The sequence below is a fragment of the Rhizobium sp. Leaf321 genome (genome assembly GCF_001423215.1).
Lineage (GTDB): Bacteria > Pseudomonadota > Alphaproteobacteria > Rhizobiales > Rhizobiaceae > Neorhizobium > Neorhizobium soli.
Genome location: NZ_LMOF01000008.1, coordinates 110,502 through 128,142, shown reverse-complemented (window position 1 = coordinate 128,142; position 17,641 = coordinate 110,502). Strand labels below are relative to the sequence as shown.

Genomic DNA, 17,641 nt, shown 5'->3' with positions numbered 1-17,641 from the left:
CGGGACGCGCCAATACGGTAGATTTTTAAGGAGATCGGTACGGCAATGCCTGTCTGCCCGCTCCGTCTTTTGCCGCGGGCCGGAAGGATCGCCAAGCAATGAGCCCGACCGTCATCGCGCTGGCGCTCACCGCCGCCGTCATGCATGCCAGCTGGAATGCATTCCTGCGCTCGGGCGCCGACAGGCTGTGGTCGATCACCGTGATGGGCATCACGGGCATTCTCGCCGCTCTCCCGGTTATGCTATGGTTTCCATGGCCAACGGCTGCGGGATTCGGTTTCATCCTTGCCTCTTCGATACTGCAGGTGGCCTACAGCATCTTCCTCGTCTTCGCCTACCGGCTGGGCGACCTCGGACAGGTCTACCCGATCGTGCGCGGCTCCGTGCCGCTTCTGGTGTCGCTCATTGGCTTCCTGATGATGGGACAAACGCTCACCTCGTCCCAGATCCTTGGCGTCTTGCTGGTGGCTACCGGCATCATGAGCCTCTCGACCGGCAGCCAGCGCGCGCCGACAACGTCCATTTTGTGGGCGCTGCTGACCGGCCTGATCATCGCCACCTACGCGACAGTTGATTCCATCGGCGTGCGCTATCTGGCCGATCCAGGTGCCTATGCCGCCTGGGTGCTGTTCACCTATGGCGTGCTTCTGATTGTCGCGTATACGCTGATGCGGGGGCGCTTGCGCCTGGACATCCGCGAGCGGGAAACCCGAAAGGCCCTGCTGGCCGGCATCTTCGTGCTGATCGCCTATGGCGTCGTCATCATCGCCTACTCGATGGGGCCTGCAGGCCCCATCACCGCCATCCGCGAAACGAGCGTGGTTTTCGCGATGATCATCGGTCGGCTGTTCCTCGGCGAGACACTCACGCCAAAGCGCATCGTGGCCGGGCTCATCGTGGCGGCCGGCGCGATTGCCATCGGCCGGTAGCCTATCCCAGCACCCTCACCCCATCACCCGCACCACCGTCCCCTTGCGCAGAAACGGCAGCAGCCGCTTCATGTCGCGTGGATGAACCGCGACGCAGCCGGCGGTCGGCTGGTAGCCCGGGCGGATCAGGTGGAAGAAGATGGCCGAGCCGCCGTGGCGCTTGCGCGAGGTGATGTTCCAGTCGAGCACGAGGCAGATATCGTAGAGTTCGTCTACTCGTTGCATCTCCTCATGACTGGGCTTGAACGGGGCCTTCACCAGGCGGTTGTAGGCCGGGTGCTTCGGCTCGTCGCACCAGAGCATGTCGTGGCCGATGCGGCGAAGCGGAAGCCGCGTGCCCGGCACGGAAAGACGGTCGCCGCGGATGAAGCCGCTGAGGATCCGCATCGCGGCAATCGGCGTTCCTCCGTCGCCTTCGCGCTTGAAGGCGGTCGTTCCGGATCGCCCCAGTGCTGCCTGAACGGTGATCCCGCCACATGTCACGATGGCACGCCGGCGGTCACGCGGAGCGGTACGAACCACGACGACGGGTCCGGTTTTGTGATCTTTTTCGCGAAAACGATGCATTTCACTCACAAGGTTTTGCTTTGAATATGATTTCGTTTGAATTCATAGCGGGTTGGGTTTTACATCGAAGATCCCTAGATACGTCTTACAAACGCAATAGGCGCTACGGAAGGCAAGAACTGCATGGCGAGAACGATACTGCTGGTCGATGACGACGATGATCTGCGCGAGACCCTTGTGGAGCAGCTCGGCTTCTACGACGAATTCTCGATCCTGCAGGAAGCCAATGCAACCAAGGCGGTCAATACCGCCAAGGCGACCCAGGTCGATCTTCTGATCATGGATGTCGGCTTGCCGGATATGGACGGCCGCGAGGCGGTCAAGGTTTTGCGCAAGAACGGCTTCAAGGCCCCGATCATCATGCTGACCGGCCACGACACCGATTCCGACACGATCCTCGGCCTAGAAGCCGGCGCCAACGATTATGTGACGAAGCCGTTCCGCTTTGCGGTTCTGCTGGCGCGTATCCGCGCCCAGCTTCGCCAGTACGAACAGAGCGAGGACGCCACGTTCACCGTCGGCCCCTACCTGTTCAAGCCGAGCCAGAAGCTTCTGACCACGGACGATGGCAAGAAGATCCGTCTGACCGAAAAGGAAGCGGCGATCATCCGCTATCTCTATCGCGCCGGGCTGAAGGTCGTCACACGCGATATTCTTCTGGAAGAAGTATGGGGCTATAATTCCGGTGTTACAACGCATACACTGGAAACCCATGTCTATCGTCTGAGACAGAAGATCGAGCGCGACCCCTCGAATGCTGAGATTCTGGTGACGGAAAACGGTGGATACAAGATCGTTCCTTAACCTCGAAGACCGCAAACCCGCAAAATGGCACTGTCCGACGATATCCGGCTTCTGTCGCAAGTGCCGCTTTTCAGGGAACTGGATGGCGACCAGCTGCGGCTGATTGCGTTCGGGGCGGAACGACGCTCAACATCCGGCGGCCAGGAGCTGTTTCGCGAGCGTTCCCCCGCCGAATCCGCCTTCATCGTCTGCAAAGGCAGTTTCGACCTTTACTCGACCACCCGCGACGGCACCGTTCGTCTCGACAAGACGGTCGGGGCCGGCACGCTTCTATCCGAGCTCGCGCTGGTGACCATGGTCGAGCGCAAGTTCACGGCAATCGCCGCCGAGGATTCCGAAACGCTCAGGATCGGCCGATCCCTGTTCGAACGCCTGCTGGAGGAATACCCTCAGGTCGGGCGGTTGATCGAAAACCGGATCCGCGACAACATCGTCAGCCTCGCCAAGGCAGCACTCGCCATGCAGCACCGGTTCCGCTGAGATGACTGCTCCTTAGAACTTGAACACTGCCGTCACCGGAACGTGGTCCGATGGCTGGGTCCAGCCTCGGGCTTCCTTCAGCACCTCGATCCGGTCGAGAAACGGGCCAAGGTCCGGCGATGACCAGATATGATCGAGACGGCGACCCTTGTTGGCGGCTTCCCAGTCCTTGGCGCGGTAGCTCCACCAGGTGTAGATCTTTTCCGGCTCCGGCGTGTACTGGCGCATCAGGTCGAGCCAGCCGCCCTTGGAGATGATCTCCTTCATGCCCTCAGTCTCGACCGGCGTGTGACTGACGATCTTTAAAAGCTGCTTGTGCGACCAGACATCGTGCTCCAGCGGTGCGATATTCAGATCGCCGACGAGAATCGACGAAATGCCGGGCGTCGCATCGGCCTGCAAAACCTTCATCTCTTCGACAAAATCCAGCTTGTGACCGAATTTCGGATTGATCGTCCGGTCCGGCTCGTCGCCTCCTGCAGGCACGTAGAAATTATGCACCCGGATACGCCGGGAACCCGTCCCGAAAAGCGCCGAGATGTGCCGGGCATCGCCGACATTGCAGTAGTTCTGGCGGTGATCTTCCGACAGCGGGATCCTCGAGGCGATGGCGACGCCGTGATAGCCCTTCTGGCCATGCACGATGATATGCTCGTAGCCGAGGTCTCTCAGCGGCTGGTAGGGAAACTCAGGCTCCTGGCACTTGATCTCCTGCAGGCAGAGAATGTCCGGCTGGTTGCGGGTAATGAACTGCTGCACGATCGGCATGCGAAGCCGGACCGAGTTGATGTTCCAGGTGGTGATGGAGAATGTCATGCCTGCCCTCGCTGATGGGCATCACCTCTAGGCAATTTCGGATAGCAGTAAAAGCAAAAAGGGCCGCGTTTCCGCAGCCCTCCAAAAGCGATCCGTCTCGGCGGATGGGTCTTATTTCACCTGATCGTAGGGGATGGTGAACACTCTCTCGTCCATCGCCACGCCGTTGCGGACGTTATAGACCATCACGGACGTATCCTTGTTCTGGGCGTCGGTGATCGTCCACTGGCGAAGGTCGAAGGTCTTGGTGTCGAACATCATGGTGATGGTCGAATCGCCGAAGATCGACTTGTTGCCGAGCACGATCGTCGTCAGGTCGGTCTCTTCACGCACGCTGCGCACGGTCGCGGATGTCAAATCGATGCGCTCGGACAAGAGCAGGCTGAGCGGCGTCTTCGACAGCGGGTAGATATCCCAGGTCTTGAGCTTGACGTTGCCCACGACCACGTTGCGGCCATCGGCAATCACGCGCAGCGGCGACGGATCCTCGAAGTTGAAGCGCAGCTTTCCGGGGCGTTCGATAAAGAACTTGCCGCCGGTCTGTTCACCGCGCGGCCCGAACTGAACGAACTCGCCCATCATCGTCTTCACCGACGAGAAATGGTCGGCGATCCGCTGAGCCGAGGCACCGGCTGCGGCCTGCGCCAGAACGGGCTTGGCCGCTCCCGCAACCAGCAGTCCGGCAACACCGCCGGCAAGGCCGAGCGAGAACTGGCGACGGCCGAGAAGTCCGGTCATGCTTTTGGAAAGAGTGGTCTTTTGTTCTGTCATTCTGGTCTCCTTCCGTGTTTCTGTTGTGGAAACACGGCGTCTTGATGGCCGCTTGCGCCGGATCACGAACCCCTGAAGACCGCTTTACCGGCCTTACCGATCCAGCACATCCGCTTCGGTCGGCACGAGGATCTCGCGCTTTCCGGCATGGTTGGCCGGGCCGATCAGGCCCTCCTGCTCCATCCGCTCGATCAGCGATGCCGCACGGTTGTAGCCGATGCCGAGACGGCGCTGGATGTAGGATGTGGAGGCCTTGCCGTCTTTGAGCACAACCGCCACCGCCTGGTCGTAAGGATCGTCCGAGTCGGAGAGGTTGGAAGTGCCGGCAGGTCCTGCGCCCTCGCCATCCTCGTCGTCATCAGCCGTGATAGCTTCGAGATATTGGGGCGACCCTTGAGTTTTCAAGTAGGCGACGATCTCTTCGACCTCGGTATCGGAGACGAAAGGCCCGTGGACACGCTGAATCCGACCGCCGCCCGCCATGTAGAGCATATCGCCCTGACCCAGCAGCTGTTCGGCACCCTGTTCGCCGAGAATGGTACGGCTGTCAATCTTCGACGTGACCTGGAAAGAGATACGGGTCGGGAAGTTGGCCTTGATCGTGCCGGTGATGACGTCGACCGAGGGGCGCTGCGTCGCCATGATCACATGGATGCCGGCCGCACGCGCCATCTGCGCCAGACGCTGGACAGCGCCTTCGATATCCTTGCCCGCTACCATCATCAGGTCGGCCATTTCGTCGATGATGACGACGATATAGGGGATCGGCTGCAGGTCGAACTCTTCCGTCTCGTAAACCGCCTCGCCGGTCTGGCGATCGAAACCGGTCTGGACGGTACGGGTCAGAACCTCGCCGCGTTCCATCGCCTGCTCGACGCGCGAATTGAACCCGTCGATATTGCGCACGCCGATCTTCGACATCTTCTTGTAGCGCTCTTCCATCTCGCGGACGGTCCATTTGAGCGCGACAACGGCCTTCTTCGGATCGGTGACGACGGGAGACAGAAGATGCGGGATGCCGTCATAGACGGAGAGTTCGAGCATCTTCGGGTCGATCATGATCAGGCGGCACTTCTCCGGCGTGTAACGATAGAGAAGCGAGAGGATCATCGTGTTGATAGCGACGGACTTACCCGAACCGGTGGTACCGGCCACGAGAAGATGCGGCATCTTGGCGAGATCGGCGACAACAGGCTCGCCGCCGATCGTCTTGCCGAGTGCCATGGCAAGCTTTGCCTTGCTGGTTTCGAAATCCTTCGAGCCGATCATTTCGCGCAGATAGACGGTTTCGCGGATGCGGTTCGGCAGCTCGATCCCAATCGCGTTGCGGCCGGGAACGACCGCGACACGGGCAGCAATGGCGCTCATCGAGCGGGCGATATCGTCGGCAAGTCCGATCACGCGGGACGACTTGATGCCCGGCGCAGGTTCCAGTTCGTAGAGTGTCACGACAGGGCCCGGGCGGACGTGGATGATCTCGCCCTTGACGCCGAAATCCTCCAGCACGCCTTCCAGCATGCGGGCGTTCTGCTCCAGCGCGTCAGCCGACAGCGAAGCATCGCGGGCAATCGCCTTTGGTTCGGCAAGCAGGTGCACGGAGGGCAGTTGGAACCCGTCGGCAGAGATGAACGAGCCCTGCGCATCGCGACCGACGCGGGCGCTGGGCTTGGGAGGCGGTGCCGCCGGGACGACGCGCGGAGAGCCGTTGCCAGCAGATTTCGGCCCGCGCGCGGCCGCGAAATCCTCATCGTGGTCGGCGAGGATCCCGGCCGGGCGCCGTGGATTGTCTCCCGTATCGAGCGACGAATCATCGTCGTCATCCGCGTCATTGGAGGACATCGGCGGTGCCGATACGATCCGGCGTGGCGACAGGACCCGCTCCGGTGCGCCATCGAGCGACGGCTCCATCCGGCTTCTGCCACCGGCAGAGGCCTGCTTGGCACGAACCGGCTCGTTCAGTGTGCCGAATTCGTCGTCGTTGAAATCATAGGGCTGGTCGAAACCGACACGGGCGCGGGGCTTTGCCCCAGTCAGCCGCCGCAGGCGCGCCTGAGCGATATACCAGTAGTGTGCCAGTGCGCCGAACGCCAGGAAGCCTCCGAAGAGGCCGTTGTCGTCGCCGTCATCGTCCTCATCCTGACGGTTGCGCGCGGAGACGGCAGCCACGGGCGCATCGTCGTCATCGCTTTCCGTCTCGACGGCCTCGCCGACAAAGCCTGAGGCAAACAGCATCAGCCAGATGCAGGGAATGGTGAAGATGCAGCCAAGCACGGTTGCAACCATGCCGGTGGGATAGGCGCCGACGAAGAGAGCCGGGAAGCGCAGGATCATGTCGCCAATGACGCCGCCGATGCCGTTCGGGATCGGCCAGGTCGCCGGCGCCGGAAAGCAGCCGAGCGTCGCCGAGGCGAGAAGCGTACCGCCGCCCCATGCTGCAAGCCGCGCCGGAATGCGATCGTAACGACGCCCGGAAATCAGAGCGAGCGCCAGGGCAAGGATTGGAAGCAGCGCAAAGATGCTCGCAAGTCCGAGGAACTGCATCATCAGGTCGGCGAAGGCTGCGCCCGAAAAGCCGAGGATATTGGCAGGCGGGTTGTCGGTGGCGTAGGAGAAACTCGGATCTGCGACATTCCACGTGGCAAGGGCTGCCACCGCCAGCGCCAGCAGCGTGAAAATGCCAAAGCCTGTCAGCGCGAGCGCCTGTCGCCAGACAAAGGCCGTGAGTACCAGGCGGGTGGATCGATTTGCCATAGCCGCCGAACTGCTTCTGCCCATCTTGTCTGCCCGCCGTCCTGAAAAACCGCCTGTTTCATGAACCGGCAGGTTTCGGCCGGTCACGCAATTCCAGGCAGAATACCCCCGCGATGGTTAACGCGACTTTAACCAAGATTGATCGGCTGGAATTCGCTTGGCAAAACGCAAAAGCCCGGACCAGAGGCCCGGGCTTGAGTGATGGTCATCAGAGATTGACGCTGCCTTCGAGAGGCAGTTGCAGCCTCTTACGAGTGGTAGGCAGCTTCGCCGTGCGACGCGAGATCGAGACCTTCGCGTTCTGCTTCCACGGTGACGCGCAGGCCGACGACGAGATCGACGATCTTGTAGATGACCAGCGAGCCGATACCGCACCATGCGATGGTGACGAGAACGGCATAGACCTGGGTCATGAACTGACCGCCCATCGTGACGCCTTCGGCATAGCCGATACCGCCGAGCGAGGCGGATGCGAAGATGCCCGTGGCAAGAGCGCCGAACAGGCCGCCGATGCCGTGGACGCCGAACACGTCTGCCGTGTCGTCATAGCCGAACTTGTTCTTGATGACGGCAACGAAGAAGTAGCACAGCGGCGAGACGATCAGGCCCATGACGATGGCGCCCATCGGACCGGCAATGCCGGCAGCCGGCGTGATGGCGACGAGACCGGCGATCATGCCCGAGACAGCACCGAGCAGCGAAGCCTTGCCGCGGGTGAAGGTTTCGACGACGCACCAGGAGAGGACGGCTGCAGCGGTTGCAACAAAGGTGTTGACCGTTGCGAGCATTGCGCCGCCCGAAGCTTCGAGGTTGGAGCCTGCGTTGAAGCCGAACCAGCCGACCCAGAGCATTGCAGCGCCGACCAGCGTCAGCGTCATCGAATGCGGAGCCATCATGTCCTTGCCGTAGCCGGTGCGCTTGCCGACCATGATCGCACCGATCAGACCTGCAAGACCTGCATTGATGTGAACGACGGTGCCGCCGGCAAAGTCAAGCGCGCCCCAGCCGAAGATCAGGCCGTTTGCGTCCCAGACCATGTGGGCGATCGGGAAGTAGACGAAGGTAACCCACAGGATGCAGAACAGGATCGAAGCCGAGAACTTGATGCGCTCGGCGAAGGCGCCAATGATCAGTGCAGGCGTCAGAGCCGCAAAGGTCATCTGGAACATCACGAAGATGAATTCCGGAATGACCACGCCGTCGGAGAAGGTTGCAGCCGTCGAGTCCATGTTGACACCCGACAGGAACATTTTCGCCGTACCACCCCAGAAGGCGGAGGTGCTGCCGCCGAAGGCAAAGGAATAGCCGTAGGTGACCCAGATGATCATGATGGCGGCGCCGGCAACGGTGCACTGCATCAGGACCGACAGCATGTTCTTGGTGCGGACGAGGCCGCCGTAAAACAGGGCGATGCCCGGCATCAGCATGAACAGCACGAGAAGCGTGCAGATGAACATGAACGCGGTGTCGCCCTTGTCGGCAACCGGGGCCGCGGCCGCGGCAGCGACTGCCGGTGCGGCAGCGTCCTGCGCAAAGGCGACGGCGGGCGCGGCGAAGGCCGCAGCCGCGGCACCGAGACGCCCGAGAGTGGAAAATTTGGTAAATTGCATAGCTTGAAGACTCCCCTGTCAGCCGTTCTTACAGCGCTTCAGTATTGGTTTCGCCGGTGCGAATGCGCACGGCCTGCTCGATCGAATAGACAAAGATCTTGCCGTCGCCGATCTGGCCGGTCTTGGCGGAAGAGGCGATTGCTTCAACGGCTTTTTCGACGAGGTCGGTCGGAACCGCGATCTCGATTTTCAGCTTCGGCAGGAAGCTGACCGCATATTCCGTCCCACGGTAGATTTCCGTGTGTCCCTTCTGGCGTCCGTAGCCCTTTACTTCGGTCACGGTAAGGCCCTGGATACCGACAGCGGTGAGGGCTTCGCGCACCTCATCCAGCTTGAATGGCTTGATAATGGCCATTACAATTTTCATCTGGCTTCCCATCCTTTGTTGCTCGGCTCGGGGCCGATTCTCCTGGATCACTGCCTGATCAAGAGCAGCGACTGACATGACACATTCAAGGGTCATGCCAGTTTGAGAAGCCAGATTAAGCTATTGATAAGAATGACCCTTTCAGAACGTCGCCAAATAACGGGCAACGCGCCGGCCAAATTGCGGCGAAAACTTGTGCAGTTTTCTCAAAATGCCCAAATATTATTCATTTGCTCTTTTACGAATCAAACCTTCTTGCGCGACGGATGCGACGAGCTCGCCGGATCGACTGTAGATTGCGCCGCGGGTCATGCCGCGCGCGCCGGATGCGCTGGGACTGTCCTGCGAATAGAGCAGCCAGTCGTCGAAACGGATCGGACGGTGGAACCACATCGCATGGTCGATACTCGCGGCCTGGATGGTTGGATCGAAGATCGAGGTGCCATGCGGATAGAGAGATGCATCGAGAAGCGTCATGTCGGAGAGATAGGCAAGCAGCGCTGCCTGGATCGCCCGGTCGTCCGGCACCGGGCCGGTGGTCCTCACCCAGATATCCTGGCGCGGCTCCAGCTTCTCCTTGGACAGATAATGCGCAAGCGACGTCGGCCGCATCTCGATCGGGCGCTCGCGCGACCAGTAGCGGCGCACGGCATCCGAGCCGTGCTTCAGGAACATCTGCTTGAATTCGCTTTCCGGCATCAGCTCTTCCGGCATGGCGACGGGCGGCATCGACATCTGATGGTCGTAACCGCCTTCGTCGATCTGGAACGAAGCGGACATCGAAAAGATGGCATGCCCATGCTGGATGGCGACAATCCGTCGCGTGGTGAAGCTCGACCCGTCCCTGATACGCTCCACTTGGTATATGATCGGCACCAGCGGATCTCCAGGCCGCAGGAAATAGGCATGCAGCGAGTGCACGAAGCGATCGCTGGCGACCGTCCGCTGTGCCGCAACCAGCGCCTGGCCGATCACCTGTCCGCCGAACACTCTCTGCCATCCCGTGTCGGGGCCGGTCCTGCCGCGAAACAGGTTCTCCTCCAGCTTTTCGAGGTCGAGTACTGTCAGCAGTGCGCTGATGGGATCGATCGGGGTAGAAGAACTCGACATTAAGACGGACTCCGGCGGTAGGAAGCGGGCACTTGATGATCTATATCTAAGGCTAAGCGTTTCGAGCTCAAATGGAAACGCCACGAAGTGTTTGACGTGCTCGGGAGTTTTTCAATGCTGGACATGCTGGTTGTGGGTGGTGGTTATGTGGGCCTTGCGGCGGCGGTCGCGGTCAAGCAGGCGGCGCCGCATCTGGAGGTCCAGGTCGTCGAGGCCGCACCGGCCGGTGTCTGGGAAAAGGACGAGCGAGCCTCCGCGATCATCGCGGCCGCCAGCCAGATGCTCGACATCCTCGGCACCTGGGACGAAATATTGCCGCACGCCCAGCCGATCAACCGGATGATCGTCACCGACAGCCGGACATCCGATCCGGTCCGCCCGGTCTTTCTCACCTTCGACGGCACGATCCAGGCAGGCAGGCCGTTTGCCCATATGGTGCCGAACGTCGCGATGGTGCGCGCCCTGCGCGGTGCCGCCGAACGGCTCGGCGTATCGATCCGTCACAGCCTTTCCGCCACCGGCTTCGAGACGACCGCAACGCATACGACCGTGAAATTTTCCGATGGCTCGACCGAGGAAACCCGCCTTCTCGTTGCCTGCGACGGCGTGCGCTCGAAGCTGCGCGACATGGCCGGTATCCGCACTGTCAACTGGACATACGACCAGTCCGGCATCGTCGCGACGGTTGCCCATGAACGCGACCACGAAGGCGTGGCGGAAGAGCATTTCCTGCCGTCCGGCCCGTTCGCCATCCTGCCGCTCACCAACAATCGCTCGTCGCTGGTCTGGACGGAGCGCACCGATGCCGCCGAGCGCCTGATGGCATCGGACGACTTGATCTTCGAGGAAGAGCTGCAGCGGCGCTTCGGCCACAAGCTGGGCGAGATCCGGCTGGTCGGCGGTCGCAAGGCCTATCCGCTCAGCCTCACCCTGTCGCGTGCCTTTGTCGCACCGCGCTTCGCGCTTGCCGGCGATGCCGCCCACGGCATTCATCCGATCTCCGGCCAGGGTCTCAACCTCGGCTTCAAGGATGTCGCAGCGCTTGCCGAGACGATCGTCGAGGCGGATCGCCTCGGCCTCGACATCGGCTCGCTCAATGTGCTCGAGCGCTACCAGTCGTGGCGGCGTTTCGATACGTTCCGGATGGGCGTGACGACGGATGTGCTGAACCGGCTGTTTTCCAACGACGTCACGCCAATCCGTATCGCCCGCGATTTCGGCTTGGGCGTCGTGGAGCGGCTTCCGAAGATCAAGGATTTCTTCATCGGCCAGGCCGCCGGAACGACGGTCAAGGATAACCCGAAACTGCTGAGCGGCCGATCGATCTGAAGGTTGCTCACGGCTCGATCTGAAGGCTAGTCCTCGAGCTTGCGGGCTTCCGACATGAGCATGATCGGGATCCCGTCGCGGATCGGATAGGCAAGGCGCGCGCCTTGCGACACGAGCTCGTTGTTTTCGCGATCGAGTGACAGCCTGCCCTTGGTCAGCGGACAGACGAGAAGATCGAGCAGTTTCGGGTCCACCTTGCTGAGTTTTTCGTCCATGACCGGCCTTTGCCCTACTGCAGCACGTTCGCTGTCCCGGACCCCTGCGCGAGCAGGATCTCGGTGATTGCGATCAACGTATCAGCCCGGCTCTTCAGATCCGGTGCCTCGAGAAGCGCCTGCTTCTCGGCAGGGCCAAAGGGCGACATCATCGACAGCGAATTCACCAGCGTCCGGTTTCCGGCCCGCTCGATGCTTTCCCAGTCCGCCTCCAGCTTGTTGGCGTCGAGATAGGCCTTGAAGACCCGCAGCAGTTCCGGCCGATTGACGGCTTTTTCGTCATCCTCGTCGGTCAGATCGGACAGGAACGGCGCGTGTCTGAATTTGCGGAACGGATGGCCGCCACCGATCTCATCGAGCAGCCTGAAGCGGCAGATCCCGCTGAGCGAAATGATGTAGCGGCCATCGCCGGTTTCGGCAAAGGACGTGATCCGGCCGGCGCAACCGATCGACGACAGCGCCGAGCGCCCGCCGCCGAGCGGCTCGTCCGGTTCCATCAATGATGGCTGCACGATGCCGATCAACCTGTCGCCCGCAAGCGCTGCATCGAACAGGGACAGATAACGCGGCTCGAAGATATTGAGAGGAAGCTGGCCTCCCGGCAGGAGCAAAGCCCCAGTCAGCGGAAAGACCGGGATCGTTTCCGGAAGATCCTCCCGCTTCAGATAGCGCGCGTTTCCAACATGCATTGGTCCGATACCTCCCAGACCACATTCACCGGACAAAAATGTCTGTCCGAATCTGGCCGTTGTCCAAACCTGGCCGTTCAGCCAAACCTATAAAACTAATGTGGGGCATCGTCGCCGGAACGCAAGGCTGCGATCCGGCTTAGCGATCAATCGGCAACACAATCAGGAGAACAGGATCGACGAAAGGCGGCGGCGCCCGGAAATCGTAGCCGGATCTTTCGGGCCCCAGACCTCGAAGAATTGCAGCAGCTGGCGGCGCGCGCCATCGTCGTCGAAGGTGCGGTCCTTGCGCATGATGGTCAGCAGGTGATCGGCCGCCTTTTCGCGTTCGCCCTGGACGTTGAGGATCTTGGCGAGGCTCACGCGGGCCTCGTGATCGTCGGGGTTGGCGGCAAGCTGCTGCTCGAGTGCGACAGGGTCACCCAGCTTGCGGGCTTCCTCGATCTGCTCCAGCTTCTTGGCGACCGCCTGTATTGCGGGATCGGCAGCCATCTCTTCGGGCAGGGAGGCGAGCATCTCGCCGGCGCGGGCCGTTTCGCCCATGCCGATCAGGCACTGCATCATGCCGGCCGCAGCCTTGGGGTTTTCCGGGTCGGCCTGCAGCACGGCGCCGTAGAGCTGTGCGGCACCCTGGATATCGTCCTGTCCGAGCAGGGTTTCCGCATCGCCGAGCACCGCCTCGATCTCGGCCGCCTGGTCCATGCCCTCTGGACCTGCGACCTTTTCGATGAACTCGCGGATCTGGCTTTCCGGAATGGCACCCATGAATCCGTCGACCGGACGGCCATCGGCAAAGGCGATCACGGCCGGGATCGACTGGATCCCAAGCTGTCCGGCGATCGAGGGATGGTCGTCGATGTTCATCTTGACGAGCCTGACGCGACCCTGGGCTTCGTTGACGACCTTTTCGATGACGGGCGTGAGCTGCTTGCACGGACCGCACCAGGGCGCCCAGAAATCGACGAGAACCGGCTGGCTGCGCGATGCCTCGATCACGTCCTTGCCGAAGCCTGCGGTCGTCGTGTCCGAGATATAGCTACCGGCAGCAGCAGGGACAGAGGAAGCCGCGGGCGCTGGGGCCGCAGCAGGCGTCGAACCGAAGTTCACCGTCGCGTTTTGGCCGCCGTAGTTACCGGCGCCATAGGAGCCACCATAAGGATTGTTCGTGCCGCTCATGAAAGTGTTCTCCCGGAAAAAGTCCAATCGGCACACGGCCGATGCGCATTATGTCTTACTCTGAATTGCAAAGATCGTATGTCAGCCCGTCACTTTCAAGACAAGCGGCGTATGGCCCGTCGCCTCCAGAAAGCGGATAAGATCGTCGCGACCGATCGACGTCGTCGCATCGTTTGAGAGTGGATGGCCATTGATCACCTCTTCGCGCATGAGGTCTTCGTCGAGCACGAACGTGACGTTGTTATCCGTGTCGTTCAGTGCTCCGAACACGGTGACGGAGCCTGGCACGACGCCGAGAAATTCTAGCATCTTTTCAGGATTGCCGAACGAGACGCGACTGGAGGCCCCGATCACCTTGTGGACGGTCTTTAGATCGACGCTGGCGTTTTCTTCGACCGTGATGACGAAGAACTGGTCCTTCTTGTCTTTGACGAACAGATTCTTGGTATGCCCGCCCGGGATCTCGTCACGCAGACTGGCTGATTCCGATACCGTAAACACCGGTGCATGCGCTTTCGTCTTGTGGGCAATATCGAGGCTATCGAGAAAGGCGAACAGGTCTTCTGCAGTTTTTGGCATGATCGATCTTGGCTGCTCTTGAGGTGTTGGCCCCGGCCGGCGGGGTAAGGATGGCGGACTATAGACAGATTGTTCGGACCGGCCAAGATGCACGCTTTGGCGCAAACCCTTGTTTCGCAGGGGCTTTCGAAGCTCCTGAAAAATTCTTCATCGAGATCGTCATTTCCCTGTTGCATTTGAAAAAAGTCTGGGCCATATACCGCCCGTCGCCGGCAACGAGCGGCACCGACGATCCAGACTACCACCGGGTCGACGGTTTATGAGCGGGTGTAGCTCAGTGGTAGAGCACAACCTTGCCAAGGTTGGGGTCGAGGGTTCGAATCCCTTCGCCCGCTCCAAATTCTCCCAAAAAACAAAAAGTAATAACGACGGCGCGGCTGGGCCAAGGCTCAGCATTGTCGGTCCTATGTCCGCCACCAGTAGCGGGACAGAGGCCACCTTGTGGCAGCCTCCGCTCTCACGGCCTCAGCTCTTCGAAAAAACGTAGTCGGTTTCCTGGCGCAGGGTTTCGCCCGGGCGCAGCACTGCATTGGGGAAAGTCTCGTGGTTGATGGCGTCGGGCCAGATCTGGGTTTCCAGGCAGAAGCCGGCGTAAGGCGCGTAGTGGCGGCCTTCCATGCCGGGCATCGGCAAGGCGAGCTTGAAGCCCGCGTAGAACTGGATCCCCGGCTCCGTGGTGCGCACTTCGAGCGACACGCCGGAATACAGGCTGCGGGCAAGCGCGACCGAGCGCTTGGCAGTCCTCTCCTCCGAGAGGCAGTAGTTGTGATCGAACGGCACCTGCTCGCCATCGGCACCGGTCCGCTGGATCGGACCCATCTCGCTCAGGTCGAACGTGGTGCCAGCAAGCGGCATCAGGACGCCGGTCGGCACCATCCTTTCATCCACCGCCGTCAACTCAGCCGCGGCGATCATCATGTCGTGGCCGAAAATGTCGGGACGACCGTCGAGATTGAAATAGGAGTGCTGGCAGACGTTGGCGGGCGTCGGTTGGTCGGTCACCGTGTCGTAGATCACCGAAAGCACCCCGTCTTCCATCAGCTGGTAGGTCGCGGTGACGGTGCAGTTGCCGGGATATCCGGCGCGTCCATCCGGGTCGGTGATCTGCAGCACGACTCGGTCTTCCGCGTGATCGACGATCGACCAGATGCGCCGGGCGATACCGTCGGATCCGCCGTGCAGATGGGTTACGCCGTCTTCGTTGAGTTCCAGCTGGTATTCTGTGCCGTCGATCGAGAAGCGGCCATCGCCGATGCGGTTGGCGCAGCGACCCGGCGTGGCGCCGAAATAGGGTGAATAGGCTTCATAATCCGCGAAATTGTCGAACCCCAGCACCAGAGGCGGCTCGTGGCCGGCAAGCCGCAGATCCTGAATAACCGAGCCCCAGGTAAGAACCTGGGCCGTCAGCCCGCCGCCCGATAGGGTGATCCGATGCACCGCCTTGCCGCTCTTCGTCGTGCCGAAAATCTCGAATTCATGACCCGTCATAACCCATCTCCCGAATGTTTGCGGCAAACTGCGTGATTTCGGTCAAAGCTGCAACGAGGCCAGCGGAAAAATCCGTCAGGCTATCATCCAGCAAGGATGACGGGGCAGAAACCGGTCTCCATCACTCGGTGCCGATTTTTTCGACGTCGTAAGGCGTCGTCTGGTAGATCTCGTTAATCCAGTTTCCAAACAGCAGATGCGCATGACCGCGCCAGCGGTTGAGCGGAGCCAGCGTATCGTCGTTGTGCGGAAAATAGTCGTGCGGCATCTTGATCGGTATGCCGGCATCGACATCGCGGAAATACTCGTCGGCGAGCGAGGTGGAATCGTATTCCACGTGATTGAACATGAACAACCGCCGGCCGGCCCGCTCATGCACGAGGCAGAGGCCCATCTCGTCGGATTCCATCAGGATCTCGAGATCGTTGCCGGCCTTCTCAACATCCTCCCGACGAACTTCCGTCCAGCGCGACACCGGAACCTGGAAATCGTCGGAGAAACCGTTGAGATAGACCGACGCCGGCGACAGGTTGCGGTGGCGATAGACCCCGAATGCCTTTTCCTTCAGCCCGTGCTTTGGAACGCCGTGGAAATGATAGATGGCGGCCATCGCCCCCCAGCAGACATTCATGGTGGAATGCACGTTGGTAGTGGTCCAGTCGAAGATTTCCTTCATTTCCTGCCAATAGGTGACGTCCTCGTATGGCAGGGTTTCCACCGGCGCGCCGGTGATGATGAAACCATCGAACTTGCGGTGCTTCACCTCTTCCCACGTTTCGTAGAACGACAGGAGATGGTCTTCCGACGTGTTCTTTGCCTTGTGGCCGCCGATGCGAACCAGGGAGAATTCGACCTGCAGCGGCGAGGCGCCGACAAGGCGCGCCATCTGCACCTCGGTCTTGATCTTGTTGGGCATGAGATTGAGAAGCCCGATCTGCAGTGGCCGGATGTCCTGCCTGACCGCCATCGTTTCGGTCATCACGCGCACGCCCTCGGAAACGAGCGTGTTGAAGGCAGGCAGCGTATCGGGGATCTTGATCGGCATCTCTTCAACCCAAAAACAAAAAGCCGGCACGAAGAATCGCAGCCGGCCCGTGGGAAGTTTTTGAAACTCTTCTCGCGGCCCTTTAGCGACTTTTTTTACGTGGCTGCAAGCCGGCCGGCCAAATCACCACGGAATTTCGACTTTTCAAATAATCCTTGCCACGCCCGCCGTCAATGGCAGCAAAAATACCCGCTTTCGCCGCATCAATGCGACACGCGCCTTTCCCTTGTCAGCCGGTTTAGGATAAGGGCATGGGCAATGGCCAACTCGACCTTCACGATCCTGCTCGGCGGTGACCTCACCGTAACCGACCGACTGCAAAAGGCAGTTGCCGCAAGCCGCTTCATCGCGGCCGACAGCGGCATGCGCCATGCAGAGGCGCTGGGTGTGATGCCGGAGCTCTGGGTGGGCGATTTCGATTCCTCCGACGCAGACCTGATCGCGCGCTTTCCGGATGTCGAGCGCCGGACCTATCCGCCGGAAAAGAACGAGACGGATGGCGAGATTGCGACGGCTGAAGCGATCGAACGCGGCGCGACGCGGCTGATCCTGATCGGCGCGCTGGGCGGCGAACGGTCCGACCATGCGCTCCAGCATTTTCTGCATGCGATGAGCCTTGCCGAGCGCGGCCATGACGTTCTCCTGACATCCGGTGAGGAAGAGGCCGTGCCGTTTCTCGCCGGCACGATGACGCTCGACCTGCCCAAGGGCACGTTGTTTTCCGTCATCGGTTTCACAGGCCTTGCAGGCCTCGACATTCTTGGCGCGCGCTATCCACTCAAGGATTACACGCTGCCCTTCGGTTCCTCCCGCACCGTGTCCAACGTTGCAGAAGGGCCCGTCCAATTCCATTTACGTGACGGGAGGGCGATGATCCTTGCCCGTCCAAACGATTTTTCCGGAGCATAGACGCCG

The 17,641-nt window shown here is 60.9% G+C and carries 19 protein-coding genes, 1 tRNA gene and 1 riboswitch; of the genes, 7 read left to right on the top strand and 13 right to left on the bottom strand.

What is annotated here, in order from left to right; all coding sequences use genetic code 11:
* The first annotated feature begins 98 nt into the window (after positions 1-98).
* Complete coding sequence (locus ASF70_RS17650) at positions 99-929, top strand: EamA family transporter (RefSeq protein ID WP_062581601.1); 831 nt, start codon at positions 99-101, stop codon at positions 927-929.
* Between the two features lie 15 nt (positions 930-944).
* Here ASF70_RS17650 and ASF70_RS17645 read toward each other — a convergent pair whose 3' ends face one another.
* Positions 945-1,496, bottom strand: a complete 552-nt coding sequence (locus ASF70_RS17645; protein WP_062581599.1) for a L,D-transpeptidase — start codon at positions 1,494-1,496, stop codon at positions 945-947.
* A gap of 123 nt (positions 1,497-1,619) precedes the next feature.
* On the opposite strand from ASF70_RS17645, the gene ASF70_RS17640 reads away from it, so the two are divergent.
* Both ASF70_RS17640 and ASF70_RS17635 read left to right on the top strand, forming a co-directional pair.
* Positions 1,620-2,300: a response regulator transcription factor gene (locus ASF70_RS17640; RefSeq protein ID WP_062462280.1), complete on the top strand. Its 681-nt coding sequence runs from the start codon at positions 1,620-1,622 to the stop codon at positions 2,298-2,300.
* Between the two features lie 24 nt (positions 2,301-2,324).
* Positions 2,325-2,780, top strand: coding sequence for a cyclic nucleotide-binding domain-containing protein (locus tag ASF70_RS17635; RefSeq protein WP_062581597.1), 456 nt, complete (start codon positions 2,325-2,327; stop codon positions 2,778-2,780).
* 12 nt (positions 2,781-2,792) lie between these two features.
* Here the strand turns inward: ASF70_RS17635 and ASF70_RS17630 are convergent, their stop codons facing one another.
* The 6 genes from ASF70_RS17630 to tesB form a co-directional block, all read right to left on the bottom strand.
* Positions 2,793-3,596: an exodeoxyribonuclease III gene (locus ASF70_RS17630; RefSeq protein WP_062581595.1), complete on the bottom strand. Its 804-nt coding sequence runs from the start codon at positions 3,594-3,596 to the stop codon at positions 2,793-2,795.
* A gap of 111 nt (positions 3,597-3,707) precedes the next feature.
* A complete protein-coding gene (locus ASF70_RS17625; RefSeq protein ID WP_062581593.1) occupies positions 3,708-4,367 on the bottom strand; it encodes an outer membrane lipoprotein carrier protein LolA in 660 nt (219 codons plus the stop codon).
* 93 nt (positions 4,368-4,460) lie between these two features.
* On the bottom strand, positions 4,461-7,142 hold the full coding sequence (locus ASF70_RS17620; protein WP_062581591.1) for a DNA translocase FtsK: 2,682 nt from the start codon (positions 7,140-7,142) through the stop codon (positions 4,461-4,463).
* A 224-nt stretch (positions 7,143-7,366) separates the two neighbouring features.
* Positions 7,367-8,728 carry an ammonium transporter gene (locus ASF70_RS17615; protein ID WP_062462266.1) on the bottom strand — a complete coding sequence of 454 codons (1,362 nt, stop codon included), beginning with the start codon at positions 8,726-8,728 and terminating at the stop codon, positions 7,367-7,369.
* A 28-nt stretch (positions 8,729-8,756) separates the two neighbouring features.
* Complete coding sequence (locus ASF70_RS17610) at positions 8,757-9,107, bottom strand: P-II family nitrogen regulator (RefSeq protein ID WP_062462263.1); 351 nt, start codon at positions 9,105-9,107, stop codon at positions 8,757-8,759.
* A gap of 210 nt (positions 9,108-9,317) precedes the next feature.
* Complete coding sequence (tesB, locus tag ASF70_RS17605) at positions 9,318-10,205, bottom strand: acyl-CoA thioesterase II (protein WP_062581589.1); 888 nt, start codon at positions 10,203-10,205, stop codon at positions 9,318-9,320.
* Between the two features lie 114 nt (positions 10,206-10,319).
* Between tesB and ASF70_RS17600 the strand changes: the two genes are divergently transcribed.
* Entirely contained in the window at positions 10,320-11,534 is a 1,215-nt protein-coding gene (locus tag ASF70_RS17600) for a ubiquinone biosynthesis hydroxylase (RefSeq protein WP_062581587.1), read from the top strand.
* 26 nt (positions 11,535-11,560) lie between these two features.
* On the opposite strand, the gene ASF70_RS17595 is transcribed toward ASF70_RS17600, so the two are convergent.
* The 4 genes from ASF70_RS17595 to ASF70_RS17580 all read right to left on the bottom strand — a co-directional run bounded on the left by ASF70_RS17595 (position 11,561) and on the right by ASF70_RS17580 (position 14,193).
* Positions 11,561-11,749, bottom strand: coding sequence for a Trm112 family protein (locus tag ASF70_RS17595; protein WP_062581585.1), 189 nt, complete (start codon positions 11,747-11,749; stop codon positions 11,561-11,563).
* A 14-nt stretch (positions 11,750-11,763) separates the two neighbouring features.
* A complete protein-coding gene (locus ASF70_RS17590; RefSeq protein WP_062462253.1) occupies positions 11,764-12,438 on the bottom strand; it encodes an LON peptidase substrate-binding domain-containing protein in 675 nt (224 codons plus the stop codon).
* Positions 12,439-12,600: 162 nt separating this feature from the next.
* The gene (gene trxA / locus ASF70_RS17585) at positions 12,601-13,614 is read right to left on the bottom strand and encodes a thioredoxin (protein ID WP_062581583.1); all 1,014 of its coding nucleotides are present in this window, start codon (positions 13,612-13,614) and stop codon (positions 12,601-12,603) included.
* Positions 13,615-13,695: 81 nt separating this feature from the next.
* On the bottom strand, positions 13,696-14,193 hold the full coding sequence (locus tag ASF70_RS17580) for a prolyl-tRNA synthetase associated domain-containing protein (protein ID WP_062462247.1): 498 nt from the start codon (positions 14,191-14,193) through the stop codon (positions 13,696-13,698).
* A gap of 50 nt (positions 14,194-14,243) precedes the next feature.
* On the opposite strand from ASF70_RS17580, the gene ASF70_RS17575 reads away from it, so the two are divergent.
* Together ASF70_RS17575 and ASF70_RS17570 are read left to right on the top strand one after the other, a co-directional pair.
* Positions 14,244-14,456 carry a hypothetical protein gene (locus ASF70_RS17575; protein WP_139283769.1) on the top strand — a complete coding sequence of 71 codons (213 nt, stop codon included), beginning with the start codon at positions 14,244-14,246 and terminating at the stop codon, positions 14,454-14,456.
* Positions 14,457-14,531, top strand: a tRNA-Gly gene (locus ASF70_RS17570). It abuts the gene before it with no gap.
* Positions 14,532-14,658: 127 nt separating this feature from the next.
* Here ASF70_RS17570 and ASF70_RS17565 read toward each other — a convergent pair.
* Both ASF70_RS17565 and metA read right to left on the bottom strand, forming a co-directional pair.
* On the bottom strand, positions 14,659-15,681 hold the full coding sequence (locus tag ASF70_RS17565) for an aldose epimerase family protein (protein ID WP_062581578.1): 1,023 nt from the start codon (positions 15,679-15,681) through the stop codon (positions 14,659-14,661).
* Between the two features lie 121 nt (positions 15,682-15,802).
* A complete protein-coding gene (metA, locus tag ASF70_RS17560; protein WP_062581576.1) occupies positions 15,803-16,726 on the bottom strand; it encodes a homoserine O-succinyltransferase in 924 nt (307 codons plus the stop codon).
* A gap of 62 nt (positions 16,727-16,788) precedes the next feature.
* A riboswitch (SAM riboswitch) is annotated at positions 16,789-16,866 on the bottom strand.
* A gap of 118 nt (positions 16,867-16,984) precedes the next feature.
* Here metA and ASF70_RS17555 point away from each other — a divergent pair.
* The gene (locus tag ASF70_RS17555; RefSeq protein WP_062462235.1) at positions 16,985-17,635 is read left to right on the top strand and encodes a thiamine diphosphokinase; all 651 of its coding nucleotides are present in this window, start codon (positions 16,985-16,987) and stop codon (positions 17,633-17,635) included.
* The last annotated feature ends 6 nt before the right edge of the window (positions 17,636-17,641 follow it).